Source organism: Neobacillus sp. GCM10027624, assembly GCF_042675345.1.
GTDB lineage: Bacteria > Bacillota > Bacilli > Bacillales > Cytobacillaceae > Neobacillus > Neobacillus cucumis_D.
This window is the reverse complement of the sequence record NZ_JBHTHD010000011.1, coordinates 208,103-221,529: the sequence shown is the minus strand read 5'-3', so window position 1 is coordinate 221,529 and position 13,427 is coordinate 208,103. Positions and strand designations below refer to the sequence as shown.

The window sequence follows — 13,427 nt, the reverse complement described above, 5'->3', positions numbered from 1 at the left end:
AAGAAAACACCCACCAACAATGGTGAGTGTCCTAGAAAAAAGATTATTTTCTAAGCTTCGAAAAGGCATTTTCTGCAGCTTGGATGGTTTTTTCAATATCTTCATCCGAATGCTCTGTGGATAGGAATAGTCCTTCGAACTGGGAAGGTGGTACGAAAATTCCTTGATCCGCCATTTGACGGAAATATTCCGCAAAGAATTCTAAATTCGATGTTTTCGCTGTTTCATAATTGATAACATCTTCATTCGTAAAGAAGAAACCAATCATGGAACCTGCGCGGTTAAACGTAATTGGAATATCGTATTTTTCCGCTGCGGCTTTAAAGCCTTTTTCAAGCAGATCGCCTTTACGGATAAACTCTTCATAATGCTCCGGCGTTAACTGGCTTAATGTTTCATAGCCAGCAGTCATGGCAAGCGGATTTCCAGACAATGTTCCAGCCTGATAAATCGAACCGCTTGGAGCGATTCGCTCCATGATCTCCGCTTTACCGCCGTATGCCCCAACAGGAAGTCCGCCACCGATTACTTTACCAAGAGTCGTTAAGTCAGGAGTAATATTAAAGTAACCTTGTGCACAATTATAGCCCACCCTGAAACCTGTCATTACCTCATCAAAAATCAACAATGCCCCGTATTGAGTAGTGATTTCACGAAGACCTTCTAAAAATCCTGGTAGTGGCGGCACAAGACCCATATTACCTGCAACTGGTTCAACAATCACACAGGCAATATCCTCGCCAAATTGCTCAAATGCGTAGCGCACGCCTTCAAGGTCATTATACTGAACCGTTACCGTATTTTTCGCAATACCCTCAGGAACCCCTGGGCTGTCAGGCAAACCAAGAGTAGCCACACCGGAACCGGCTTTAATCAACAATGAATCGCCATGACCGTGGTAGCAGCCTTCAAATTTTAAAATCTTGTCACGGCCGGTATATCCGCGCGCTAAGCGTAAAGCACTCATCGTTGCTTCTGTTCCGGAGTTAACCATACGGATGATTTCAATCGAAGGTACACGTTCTTTTACAAGCTGGGCTAATTGGTTTTCCAATAAGGTCGGTGCGCCAAAGCTTGTACCCATTTCTGCTTGTTTTTTCAAAGACTCGACCACTTGATCGTTTGAGTGGCCAAGAATAAGCGGCCCCCACGATAAAACATAATCAATGTACTCATTACCATCAATATCATAAACTTTTGACCCTTTGCCCCGCTCCATAAAAATCGGATCCATATTGACCGATTTAAAAGCGCGCACAGGGCTGTTTACGCCGCCGGGCATGAGCGTTTGGGCTTCTTTAAAGGCTTCAATCGATTTTGTATACGAACGCATTGTAATCCCTCATTTCACGTGATTATTCTTCTTCTTTTAACCAGCGAATCGCGTCTTTTGCTGCATAAGTGATAATTAGGTCAGCTCCTGCCCGCTTCATGCCGTATAACATTTCAAGAACAGTCTTTTTCTCGTCAATCCAGCCGTTTAATGCTGCTGCTTTAATCATCGAATACTCACCGCTGACGTTATAAACAACCACTGGTAGATTGAAGTTATTTTTAATATCACGAACGATATCAAGGTATGGCATACCTGGTTTTACAATTAAGAAATCGGCACCTTCAGCAACGTCCGATTCTGCTTCTCTAAACGCTTCCATACGGTTTGCCGGATCCATTTGATACGTTTTACGATCACCAAATTGCGGTGCACCTTCTGCTGCCTCACGGAAAGGTCCATAAAATGCAGATGCGTATTTAACGGCATAGGACATGATTGGGATTTCTGTGAAGCCTGCTTCATCTAGCCCAGCACGAATGGCTGCGACAAATCCATCCATCATATTGGAAGGAGCAATAATGTCCGCTCCGGCCTTCGCTTGAGCTATCGCTGTTTTTACAAGTAAGTCCAGCGATTGGTCATTTAGAATTTTTTCCCCTTCGACCACACCACAGTGACCGTGGCTGGTGTATTCACATAAGCATGTATCGGCAACAACAAGTACATCAGGGTATTTTTCTTTAATAAAACGAGTTGCTTCTTGAACAATCCCATGATCATGGAATGCTTGTGTACCGCACTCATCTTTTTCAGCCGGAATTCCAAATAATAGAACCGCTTTAATACCATGAGCAACGATATCTTCCATTTCCGCTTGAAGATTGTCCATTGAAACCTGGAATACACCCGGCATCGAAGAAACCTCTTTGCGAATGTTTTCCCCTTCATAAATAAACAGTGGGTAAATGAAGTCTTCCGCCTTTAAGTGATTCTCTCTCACAAGTGCACGCATACTCGCACTTGAACGCAGGCGGCGGTGACGTGAAAATTGTAAATCCATTTATAATTCCTCCCTCTCAATATAGGCAATTGTACTTTTTATCATTTCCTTAACCGTGTATTCCTCCGGAGATACATGAACCGGCAATCCATACGAAAGTAATTTTTGTTCGGTGACAGGGCCAATACAGCCAATTAGGCAGCCCGTTAATTTCTCTCTCAATTCAAAGTCATTAACGACACTCATAAAATTGTCCACGGTTGAAGGACTGGTAAACAATAAAATATCCAATTGTTTTTCCGCAAGCATACTCGCTAACTTCATTCGGTTCTCTTTGGGCATAAATGTTTCATAAATGACGACTTCATCAACTATTGCACCCGCATTACGTAATGAAGCAGCAATATAATCTCTGGCCAAATTTCCTTTAGGAATCAGAACCCTCAAACCCGGATGAACGATCGGCAAAAATTCTTCCACAAATGTCTCCGCAACAAATGCGGAGGGAACAAATTCAGCCGTCAGTCCCTTAGCATCCAATCCCTCAGCGGTCTTTTTTCCAATTACAGCAATCTTCGGCAACCGCCGGTTTGGTAAAAACGAGAAGAATGTTTCTACCGTCACATTGCTCGTAAAAATAATCCAGTCATATGTATCAAGATCCTTCAAGCAGGCTTGGAGGCATTGATTGCTTTCAATCGGCCGAAAGGCAATCAGAGGAATTTCAACAGGAATCCCTCCATAGTTTTCGACAAGCTGTGAAAAGGGTTTTGCTTGATTTTCACCCCTTGGAACAAGAACCCTTTTTTCAAGCAAAGGGGAAGGCTCAATCATTTCCCCTCAAGCTCCCGCTTCACCCGGTCAATCAAGTCTTTAGCCCCTTTTTGAATTAATAGGTCAGCTGCGTGAACCCCTAACTCTTCCGGATTTTTTCCGCGAAGCTCTTCTTTAAATACGTCCCTTCCTTCAGGGGATGCGACTAAAACTTTTAGGACGATTTCATCGTTATCTTCAACAGTTGCAAAGCCGGCAATCGGCACCTGGCAGCCGCCCTCCATTTTTTGCAGGAAGGCACGCTCAGCGCGGACAGCAAGCTCTGTTTTTTTACAAGTGAATTTCTCAAATAATTCGAGAAGCTCATGGTCATCTTCACGGCATTCAATCGATAAGGCACCCTGGCCAACAGCCGGAATACATTTATCGGCATCCAAAAATTCCGTTACCGTTTCACTTGCCCAGCCAAGGCGGGAAAGGCCAGCCGCTGCTAGAATAATCGCATCATATTCTTCTTCCTTCAGCTTGCTTAATCTTGTATCGACATTGCCGCGAATCCATTTAATTTCCAAATCAGGGCGCTGGACTAAGAGCTGGGCACTGCGTCTTAAACTACTTGTCCCAATAATCGCACCCGGTTTTAAATCGTTTAACTTAATATGGTCTCTGGAAATGAGCGCATCGCGGTGGTCCTCACGGAAAGGAATGCAGCCAATCGTAAGTCCCTCCGGCAGCACGGCGGGCATATCCTTCATGCTGTGGACGGCCATATCAATCTCTTTGTTTAGCATGGCTTGCTCAATTTCTTTAACAAATAACCCTTTTCCGCCAACCTTTGAAAGGGTTACGTCCTGAATTTTATCACCCTTGGTCACGATTTCTTTTACTTCAAATTCAAAGGGTGCACCAAGTTTTTTTAGCTGATCGATGACCCAATTAGTTTGAGTTAACGCTAGTTTGCTTCGTCTGGAACCTACGATAATTTTTCTCATGATTGCCTCCTAAAATTACGAGTACCACAAATGAAATGATGATAATCGACCAAATAAGAAAAAATTTATTAATACGATTAAAAAGGATGCGACATTCCATAAGGCTAAATTTTTCCCATGGATGTTTTTTACAGTCCGTAAATACAAAAAGATGCTATAGGCTGTCAGCAATAAAAATGACCCGATGATCTTCATATCATACCAATCCATCCCGGGAAGCTTGAGAAACGCCCACTGCAGACCTAAAATTAAGCCTAGCAAAAGCATTGGAACACCAATAATTGCAGTTATGTATGACAGTCTCTCCAGTTTTTCCAAATCTGCAAGCCTTAATAATCGCTTGCCCCATTTCTTTCGTTTCAATAAATCATATTGAAGCAAATATAAAAGGGAGAAAACGAAGGATAATGAAAATGCACCATAAGAAAGTATGGCCATCGTGATATGAATCAGCAGCAATTCGGAAACCAGCCGATTTGCCATCACATGCGAATGGTACTGCATCGGGGCAAAGGTATGAATCGCCATGACAATAAAGCCAAGGATATTGGTAAAAAAGACGATAAAGTCAATCCGTAAAAAACGATTGATCCCAAGTGATAATGTGACTAATACCCAGGCATAAAAATAAAGCCCCTCAAAAATGGTGAGTACAGGGAATCTTCCTGTTTTAACCATATAGAAAAATAAAAAGACAGTTTGCAAAATCCATACAAACGCAAGTAACCAGAAGGCAATACGGTTTGCCTTCCGGTTATGGTGAATGAAGTCGAAAAAATATAACAACACACTGAAGGCATATAGAACAACGGTAAGTTCGTGCAGCCTTGTCATTAAGACACTAAACATCGAACGGCCCCTTAGACTTCAAAGGCAGCCTGCACTTTAGAAACGGGTGAAGGATTTGATTCAGCTGCTTTCAATTGTTGTTCCTTTGCAAGCTCTTCAATATTAAATATTTGTTTAAATAACGCCATCGCCTGTTCTGCATCTGGTCTTGCAGCCAATTCTTTTGCTGATAAAATTGGATCTTTTAGGAGCTGATTAATAATGCTCTTTGTATGCTTATTTAATACTTTTATGTCTCGGTCTGATAAGTTTGGAAGCTTTCGTTCCAAGCTAACCATTGTGTCAGCCTGAATCGCAAGGGCTTTTTCTCTAAGTGCTGAAATGACCGGTACGACACCAAGCGTCCCAAGCCATTGCTTGAATTCAACGATTTCCTTTTCAATCATCAGCATAATCTTCTCAGCAGCTCTTTTGCGCTCCTGCAGATTCGCTTCTACAATGCCTTCTAGGTCATCAATATCGTAAAGGAAGACATTTTCAAGCTCAGCAATTTGCGGATCTAGATCACGCGGCACCGCAATATCGACCATAAATAAAGGCTTGCCCTTCCGAGCTTTTTCGACCTTTGCCATCATTGACTTTGTGATGACAAAATCCTTTGCCCCTGTTGAGCTAATTAGAATATCTGCTTCTACAAGTGCTTTTTGAAGTTCTTCATGTCCTCTTGCCTCACCGCCAAAGCGTATAGCAAGCTCTTGTGCTTTTTCAAATGTTCGGTTGATTACCGTTACTTTTTTAACCCCATTGCCATGTAGGTTTTGAGCAGCTAATTCGCCCATTTTTCCCGCACCAAAAATTAAAACATGCTTTCCTGATAGTGAACCGAAGATTTTCTTCGCTAATTCAACCGCAGCATAGCTGACAGATACGGCATTTGCCCCGATATCCGTTTCAGAATGCCCCCGTTTTGCTACTGTTACTGCCTGTTTAAATAGGTGGTTAAACACACTGCCGGTAATATTTTCTTCTTGTGCAAGCATAAAGCTTGTGCGTACCTGTCCAAGAATTTGCGTCTCCCCTAAAACCATGGAATTTAATCCGCATGTTACATTGAACAGATGCTCCACTGCACCATCTTCTTCATACACAAATAAATACGGAGAAAACTCCGCTTGGTCAAGTCCGAACCATTCTGACAGAAATTCCTTTATATAATAGCGGCCTGTATGTAATTGATCGACAACCGCATAAATTTCCGTACGATTACATGTAGAAAGAATAATGTTTTCCAGGATGCTTTTCTTTGCGTTTAATTTTTTCATGGCATCCACAAGATCGGATTGATTAAATGTCAACCGCTCACGGATTTCTACAGGGGCAGTTTTATAGTTTACACCGATCACTAATATATGCATTGATTCATACACCCCCACGTAAGATTACAAAATTAACTAGTATGATTATACCATGGGTAATTTGTTTATTTACCCGAAAAATGTGAACAGAAAATGAAACTATATGATATGATTATGAATTGATAAGGATTGTATTTCGACAAATTCCTTCCTTATGTACACTATCAAAAAAACGAATGATATTCAAGTGAACCTTTCTGGAAGTGGTGGTTTAGATGAAAAATCAACGAATTTTTCCTGGAATTATTCTGATTGGCTTTGGAGCCTATTTTTTACTACAGCAATCTCATATCACACTTTTTAAACAATTTTATACGTGGCCGACCTTGCTTCTTATTGTTGGCGCAGCTTTCCTTGGTCAAGGCTATGCTGCTAAGGACCATGAGGGAATTCTTCCCGGGGTGATTATGTTTGGTTTTGGTTTGCATTTTCATCTTGTTGGACATGTATCTTTTTGGCCGCAGAACACGATTGGAATGCTAATGCTGATTATTTCATTAGGATTTTTTCTTCGTTTTCAAAAAGCAAATACAGGTTTATTTCAAGCCTTTTTATTTTTAATTTTAGCTGTTTTGCTGCTGTTTTATGATAAAATTGCCGGATATTTCGGCTTTTTGCAAAACGGTTTGTCCGTTGTTTGGAAATATTGGCCCGTCCTCTTAATCATTGTTGGTTTTTATTTTATACTGAAACGCAAAAAATAAACGCCCGGTATCGATACCGGGCGTTTGTTTTTGTCTAGCTCCAGCGCCTAGCCCCTCTAGGTTGCTTCGGCCCTGGCGATGAAGTCAAAGAACGACTTCACCGCCAGGGCCTCCAGCACTTGTCGGGGCTGAACAAGGCGCTTCCGCTTTTCTTATTTCATATAGCTTTGCAACAGCGACCAGACTTGGTCTTTTCCTAAACCAGTTTCTGATGAAAAAAGAACAATATGGTCATTTGGGTCTAGATCCAGGGTTTCACGGGTTACCTTTAAATGCTTTTGCCATTTCCCTTTTGGGATTTTATCCGCCTTCGTGGCAATGATGATGCAGGGGATTTCGTAATGCTTTAAAAAATCATACATCATGATATCATCCTGTGTCGGCGGGTGTCTTAAATCAACAATCAGCACAACGGCTTTTAATTGCTCCCGGCTGGTTAAATAGGTTTCAATCATTTTCCCCCAAGCAGCACGCTCAGTTTTTGAAACCTTAGCATAGCCGTAACCGGGAACATCAACAAAATGGAGTACCTCATTTATTATAAAAAAGTTTAAGGTTTGTGTTTTTCCCGGCTTGGAAGAAATTCTTGCTAACGCTTTTCGACCCAGCATGCGATTAATAAAGGATGATTTTCCTACATTGGATCGCCCGGCTAAGGCGAATTCTGGTATATCTGTTTCAGGATATTGCTCTGGCTTTACAGCACTAATAACAATATCTGCACTTGTTACTTTCATTTTACGACTCCTTCAAGCAGAGCATGTTTTAATACCTCATCTACATGCGATACAAGCACAAACTCAATTTCATTTCGAATACTTTCTGGTATATCCTCAATATCCTTTTCATTATCCTTCGGCAGGATGACCTTTGTTAATCCGGCTCTGTGAGCACTTAAGGTTTTTTCTTTCAATCCGCCAATTGGAAGAACACGTCCTCTTAACGTGATTTCTCCCGTCATTCCCACCTCACGGCGAATTGGTCGTCCGGATAAAGCCGAGACAAGCGCTGTGGCAATGGTGATCCCTGCAGATGGCCCGTCTTTCGGGACCGCACCTTCCGGAACATGGATATGAATATCATATTTTTCATGAAAATCTTCCTCAATGCCAAGTTCCTTCGCCTTTGACCGAACATAACTGAATGCCGCCTGCGCCGACTCCTTCATAACATCACCGAGTTTACCTGTTAAAACTAGCTTGCCTTTTCCCGGTGCTAATGAAACTTCAATTTGCAGCGTATCCCCGCCAACGGTTGTGTACGCTAATCCGGTTGCAACACCTACCTGGTCTTCAGCTTCAGCCTGACCATAACGGAATCTTGGCTTGCCTAAAAATTCCTCGATGTTTTTTTCGGTAATAATGACTCGTTTTTTCTCACCGGAAACAACGATTTTAGCCGTTTTCCGGCAAAGGGTCGCCATTTGCCGTTCAAGACTCCGAACCCCTGCTTCACGTGTATAATAACGGACAACCTTTAAAATCGCATCATCACGAACCTGAAGAATTCCCTTGGAAAGTCCATTTTCTTTAATTTGCTTTGGTAACAAGTGATCTCTTGTAATATGAACTTTTTCAATTTCGGTATAGCCGGCAATTGTAATAATTTCCATTCTGTCTAACAACGGCCCCGGAATAGTAGACAAATTATTGGCCGTGGCAATAAACATGACCTTTGATAAATTGTATGGTTCTTCAATATAATGGTCGCTGAAATTATGGTTTTGCTCCGGGTCAAGCACTTCTAGCATGGCTGCCGAAGGATCGCCGCGGAAATCACTGGACATCTTATCGATTTCATCCAGTAAAAAGACTGGGTTAATCGTGCCTGCCTTTTTCATTCCTTGAATAATTCTTCCCGGCATAGCCCCGACATAGGTTCTTCTGTGGCCGCGGATTTCCGATTCATCACGGACACCGCCAAGAGAAATCCGAACAAAATTACGATTAAGTGAGGTCGCAATCGATTTTGCCAGACTTGTTTTCCCTACCCCTGGAGGTCCAGCTAAACAAAGAATTGGCCCTTTTAACGAATCGGTCAGCTTTTGAACAGCTAAATATTCAAGCACCCGCTCTTTCACCTTTTCAAGACCATAATGATCTTCATTTAAGATTCGCTCCGCACGATTGATATCAATATCATCGTCCGTTGCCTTTGACCATGGAATCGAAATTAACCATTCAATATAATTACGGATCACAGCACTTTCAGCAGAGCTGGACGGAACCTTTTCGTAACGATCCAATTCTTTTAATGCTGTTTGTTTTACATGGTCCGGCATTCCAGCCTTTTCAATCTTTTCAGTAAGTTCGGCAACCTCACCAGTTTTGCCTTCCTTATCACCTAATTCTTTTTGAATCGCCTTCATCTGTTCACGCAAATAATATTCCTTTTGCGTTCTTTCCATTGAGCGCTTTACTCGCTGGCCGATTTTCTTTTCAAGATTAAGGACTTCTTTTTCATTATGGATGGTATCGATGACGAGGCTCATCCGTTCTTTAACGTCAATCGTTTCCAGAATCGTCTGCTTATCCTTTAGTTTAATCGGTAAATGGGAGGCAATGATATCTGCCATTCTTCCTGGTTCTTCAATATCAGTAACGGATGCAAAGGTTTCAGCAGAGATTTTTTTCGATAATTTTATGTATTGCTCGAAATAATCAAGCATTGTTCTCATCAAGGCTTGATCTTCCACATCTTTTGTATCCGGGTCATCGTATGTTTGAATGACGACAGAATAATAATCTTCTTCGTCATGGAATGTTACGATTTCAGCCCTGCTTAGTCCTTCCACCAGCACACGGATGGTCCCATTCGGGAGCTTCAGCATTTGCTTTACTTTTGTTAAAGTCCCAATCTTATATATGTCCTCTTCCAAAGGCTCATCTATTGACACATCTTTTTGGGTTGTTAAAAAAATTAAGTGGTCATCTACCATCGCTTTTTCTAGGGCTTGAACCGATCTTTCCCGTCCTACATCTAAATGAAGGACCATTGTCGGATAAACCAGCAACCCCCGAAGCGGCAGGAGGGGGACGATTATTTCATTGTTTTTCGCCAAATTACTGCACCTCCAAAAATCAAAATTTCCATTAGTGAATTAGAATTCATCTTTGTACAATTCTATCCTATTTAAAAAAAAGTGTCTAATATAAGCTAATAACTACAATAATTCTATTTTCCCCAATCCCCTAGTTTTCTTCCATGCCAATAAAAAACTTCGGTTTGTTTTGGTTTACAAACCGAAGTTTATTTTTCAAATAGATTCTTTCTTTGAAAGTTCGATGGATGCCGGAATGACTTTGTTCCGGGCTAACTCATTAACTAAGGCAATCTCAAATACTTCATGTAAATGAGTGACTGGAATTATATTGATGCCCTCAATTTCATTTAAAATCGACTGCATGTTTTCTTCCGGGATAATAACCGTTTCTGCACCGGCCTTTTTCGCTGCCTTCACCTTTGGATAAACACCGCCAATTGGTTTGACGTTCCCGTGAATGCTAATTTCCCCAGTCATGGCTACCTTGTTATCGATTGGGATTTTATAAATGGCCGAATAAATTCCGGTTGCCATCGCAATTCCCGCTGACGGTCCGTCAATTGGAACTCCACCTGGGAAATTCACATGGATATCGAAGTCATCAGCAGGAACTCCCATCGAACGTAATACGGTGATCACATTTTCAATCGAACCGCGTGCCATACTTTTGCGGCGAATCGATTTGCCTTGACCGCCAATACTTTCCTCTTCCACAATACCGGTAATATTAATCGAACCCTTTTCCTTTGCCGGAATTACCGTTACTTCAATTTCCAGGAGCGCACCGGAATTAGGGCCGTAAACAGCAAGCCCGTTCACAAGGCCAACTTGGGAATCATCATTAATTTTTCTTTCCATTCGCGGTGACATTTGACTGGAATGAATCACCCATTCAATATCTTCATCTTTTAAAAAGTCTCGATCCTCTTGGATGGCGAGCCCGGCAGCAATTTGCACCAAATTAACTGCTTCCCGCCCGTTTCTTGCATAGTTTGAAAGTGTTTCAACACCGTTTTCACTTATCGATAGCTTCACTTTATCTGCCGCTTTTTTTGAAACCAAACTAATTTCTTCCTGGCTTAATTCACGGAAAAAAACTTCCATACAGCGCGAACGAATCGCCGGGGGAATTTCATTCGGTGTTCTTGTTGTTGCCCCAATTAGCCGGAAATCGGCAGGAAGTCCATTTTTAAAAATATCATGGATGTGTGTTGGGATTTGATTATTTTCCTCATGATAATAGGCACTTTCCAGGAAAACCTTCCGATCCTCTAACACCTTTAACAATTTATTCATTTGGATAGGATGCAATTCACCAATTTCATCAATAAATAATACGCCGCCATGTGCATTTGTTACGGCTCCTTGCTTTGGCTGAGGAATACCAGCTTGTCCCATTGCCCCAGCGCCTTGATAGATCGGGTCATGGACGGATCCGATTAATGGGTCGGCAATTCCCCGCTCATCAAAACGGGCGGTTGTCGCATCAAGTTCAATAAAAACAGATGCCGGTTTGAATGGTGATTTACTATTTTTTTTCGCTTCTTCAAGAACTAGGCGGGCAGCAGCTGTTTTCCCTACACCGGGCGGTCCGTAAATGATGACATGCTGTGGATTAGGACCGCATAATGCCGCCTTTAATGATTTAATTCCATCCTCCTGCCCAACAATATCTTGAAAGCTGGTAGGACGTACTTTTTCTGATAATGGTTCGGTTAAAGAAATGGATCTCATTTTGCGAAGCTGCTCCATTTCCTTTCTTGATTCTCTATCGATGGATACTTTTTGTGTTCGCTGATTTCTAAGCAAATTCCAAAAATATAGCCCAATGATGATTCCAAAAAAGAGCTGTATAAATAAGGCAATCCCCGTCCAACTCATACTATCCCCTCCTGCAGATTAATTCTGATAGATATTTTCAGTATTTCCTGCGATTGGGTGGAATAAACCACAAATTGTGCGGTTTGGTAAGAAAAAAAGAACCTGGCGACGAGCCAGGTTCTTTGATTGTTTAGCTAAAGTGCCTGTATTTAGGTACTTCAACGCTTTTTCATTATGCAGATTTTTCGTTGGCAACAGTTCCGTCTTCTAGAATCAGTTTCGGTTCGCTGTTATCTAATACCGTTTCCTGCGTGATGATACACTTCGTGATATCATCCCTTGATGGAAGATCAAACATCACATCAAGCATGATTCCTTCAATAATAGAACGTAAACCGCGGGCACCTGTTTTTCGTTCAATCGCTTTTTTCGCGATTTCCACTAGAGCGCCTTCTTCGAATTCAAGATTTACATCATCAATTTCAAGCATTTTTTGGTATTGCTTCACCAAAGCATTCTTCGGCTTCGTTAAGATTTCAATTAAAGCACCTTCATCTAATTGCTCCAGGCTTGCAATAACAGGCAAACGTCCGATAAATTCTGGAATTAAGCCAAAGCGAAGCAAGTCCTCAGGCAATACTTTTGAAAGAAGCTCTTTTTGTCCAATTTCTTGGGTCTTAACATCTGAGCCGAATCCAATGACTTTTTGCCCTAAACGGCGTTTAATGATTGGTTCGATGCCATCAAATGCACCACCGCAAATAAATAGAATATTCGTTGTATCAATTTGGATAAATTCTTGATGCGGATGTTTTCTGCCGCCTTGCGGAGGAACACTTGCAACCGTACCTTCAAGAATTTTTAATAATGCCTGTTGAACACCTTCACCGGAAACATCTCTTGTAATCGATGGGTTTTCCGATTTACGGGCAATTTTATCAATTTCATCAATATAAATGATGCCCTTTTCTGCTTTTTCAACATCATAATCAGCAGCTTGGATTAATTTAAGCAAAATATTTTCAACATCTTCACCAACATATCCAGCCTCGGTTAATGAAGTTGCATCGGCAATCGCAAATGGTACGTTAAGAATGCGCGCTAAGGTTTGTGCCAATAACGTTTTCCCACTACCAGTTGGTCCAATCATACAAATATTACTTTTTGCAAGCTCAACATCATCAATCTTACTATTGGAATTAATCCGCTTATAGTGATTATAAACGGCTACCGATAATGATTTCTTAGCCTGATCCTGGCCGATGACATATTCGTCAAGAATTTCACAGATTTCTTTTGGCTTTGGAACATCTTTAAATTCTACTTCTTCTTCTGTTCCAAGTTCTTCCTCAACAATCTCTGTGCAAAGCTCGATACACTCATCACATATATAAACTCCTGGACCCGCAACCAGCTTTCGAACTTGATCCTGTGTTTTACCACAGAAGGAACATTTTAATTGCCCTTTTTCATCATTAAATTTAAACAATCTTTTCACCCCTTGATACTTGTTGTCACACAATTTTAAAGCTGCGAATCCCAAATAAATCCGAATCTTTTTTCTTCTATTTTTAGTGGTATGTATTGCATTGTAACACATGTTGCCGATGGAC

The 13,427-nt window shown here is 41.4% G+C and carries 11 protein-coding genes; 1 reads left to right on the top strand and 10 read right to left on the bottom strand.

Translation table 11 applies throughout. The features are described 5' to 3' along the window. Window positions 1-43: 43 nt before the first annotated feature. From hemL to hemA, 6 genes are read right to left on the bottom strand one after another with little or no spacing between them, the layout of a single operon-like run. Window positions 44-1,333, bottom strand: a complete 1,290-nt coding sequence (gene hemL / locus ACFQZ9_RS17280) for a glutamate-1-semialdehyde 2,1-aminomutase (protein ID WP_498944729.1) — start codon at window positions 1,331-1,333, stop codon at window positions 44-46. A gap of 22 nt (window positions 1,334-1,355) precedes the next feature. Continuing rightward, window positions 1,356-2,336 carry a porphobilinogen synthase gene (gene hemB, locus ACFQZ9_RS17275; RefSeq protein WP_498944728.1) on the bottom strand — a complete coding sequence of 327 codons (981 nt, stop codon included), beginning with the start codon at window positions 2,334-2,336 and terminating at the stop codon, window positions 1,356-1,358. Then, complete coding sequence (locus ACFQZ9_RS17270; protein WP_498944727.1) at window positions 2,337-3,110, bottom strand: uroporphyrinogen-III synthase; 774 nt, start codon at window positions 3,108-3,110, stop codon at window positions 2,337-2,339. Continuing rightward, window positions 3,107-4,042, bottom strand: coding sequence for a hydroxymethylbilane synthase (gene hemC, locus ACFQZ9_RS17265; RefSeq protein ID WP_498944726.1), 936 nt, complete (start codon window positions 4,040-4,042; stop codon window positions 3,107-3,109). The genes ACFQZ9_RS17270 and hemC overlap by 4 nt, the downstream gene beginning before the upstream one ends. 15 nt (window positions 4,043-4,057) lie before the next feature. Continuing rightward, the gene (ccsA, locus tag ACFQZ9_RS17260; protein WP_026572279.1) at window positions 4,058-4,891 is read right to left on the bottom strand and encodes a cytochrome c biogenesis protein CcsA; all 834 of its coding nucleotides are present in this window, start codon (window positions 4,889-4,891) and stop codon (window positions 4,058-4,060) included. 11 nt (window positions 4,892-4,902) lie between these two features. Beyond that, window positions 4,903-6,246: a glutamyl-tRNA reductase gene (gene hemA / locus ACFQZ9_RS17255; protein WP_498944725.1), complete on the bottom strand. Its 1,344-nt coding sequence runs from the start codon at window positions 6,244-6,246 to the stop codon at window positions 4,903-4,905. A 215-nt stretch (window positions 6,247-6,461) separates the two neighbouring features. Between hemA and ACFQZ9_RS17250 the strand changes: the two genes are divergently transcribed. After that, window positions 6,462-6,950 carry a LiaI-LiaF-like domain-containing protein gene (locus ACFQZ9_RS17250; protein ID WP_498944724.1) on the top strand — a complete coding sequence of 163 codons (489 nt, stop codon included), beginning with the start codon at window positions 6,462-6,464 and terminating at the stop codon, window positions 6,948-6,950. 152 nt (window positions 6,951-7,102) lie between these two features. On the opposite strand, the gene yihA is transcribed toward ACFQZ9_RS17250, so the two are convergent. The 4 genes from yihA to clpX all read right to left on the bottom strand — a co-directional run bounded on the left by yihA (window position 7,103) and on the right by clpX (window position 13,303). After that, window positions 7,103-7,687 (bottom strand): ribosome biogenesis GTP-binding protein YihA/YsxC, encoded by a 585-nt coding sequence (gene yihA, locus ACFQZ9_RS17245; RefSeq protein ID WP_198309349.1) that lies wholly within the window; start codon window positions 7,685-7,687, stop codon window positions 7,103-7,105. After that, window positions 7,684-10,011 carry an endopeptidase La gene (lon, locus tag ACFQZ9_RS17240; RefSeq protein ID WP_198309350.1) on the bottom strand — a complete coding sequence of 776 codons (2,328 nt, stop codon included), beginning with the start codon at window positions 10,009-10,011 and terminating at the stop codon, window positions 7,684-7,686. The genes yihA and lon overlap by 4 nt, the downstream gene beginning before the upstream one ends. A 195-nt stretch (window positions 10,012-10,206) precedes the next feature. Further along, window positions 10,207-11,874: an ATP-dependent protease LonB gene (gene lonB / locus ACFQZ9_RS17235; RefSeq protein WP_198309351.1), complete on the bottom strand. Its 1,668-nt coding sequence runs from the start codon at window positions 11,872-11,874 to the stop codon at window positions 10,207-10,209. A gap of 172 nt (window positions 11,875-12,046) precedes the next feature. After that, window positions 12,047-13,303, bottom strand: a complete 1,257-nt coding sequence (gene clpX / locus ACFQZ9_RS17230) for an ATP-dependent protease ATP-binding subunit ClpX (protein WP_026572273.1) — start codon at window positions 13,301-13,303, stop codon at window positions 12,047-12,049. Window positions 13,304-13,427 lie beyond the last annotated feature (124 nt).

Excerpts from the sequence above, each read along its gene's own strand:
- hemL (WP_498944729.1), bottom strand. The coding sequence starts at position 1,333 with ATGCGTTCGTATACAAAATCGATTGAAGCCTTTAAAGAAGCCCAAACG.
- hemB (WP_498944728.1), bottom strand. The coding sequence starts at position 2,336 with ATGGATTTACAATTTTCACGTCACCGCCGCCTGCGTTCAAGTGCGAGT.
- ACFQZ9_RS17270 (WP_498944727.1), bottom strand. The coding sequence starts at position 3,110 with ATGATTGAGCCTTCCCCTTTGCTTGAAAAAAGGGTTCTTGTTCCAAGG.
- hemC (WP_498944726.1), bottom strand. The coding sequence starts at position 4,042 with ATGAGAAAAATTATCGTAGGTTCCAGACGAAGCAAACTAGCGTTAACT.
- ccsA (WP_026572279.1), bottom strand. The coding sequence starts at position 4,891 with ATGTTTAGTGTCTTAATGACAAGGCTGCACGAACTTACCGTTGTTCTA.
- hemA (WP_498944725.1), bottom strand. The coding sequence starts at position 6,246 with ATGCATATATTAGTGATCGGTGTAAACTATAAAACTGCCCCTGTAGAA.
- ACFQZ9_RS17250 (WP_498944724.1), top strand. The coding sequence starts at position 6,462 with ATGAAAAATCAACGAATTTTTCCTGGAATTATTCTGATTGGCTTTGGA.
- yihA (WP_198309349.1), bottom strand. The coding sequence starts at position 7,687 with ATGAAAGTAACAAGTGCAGATATTGTTATTAGTGCTGTAAAGCCAGAG.
- lonB (WP_198309351.1), bottom strand. The coding sequence starts at position 11,874 with ATGAGTTGGACGGGGATTGCCTTATTTATACAGCTCTTTTTTGGAATC.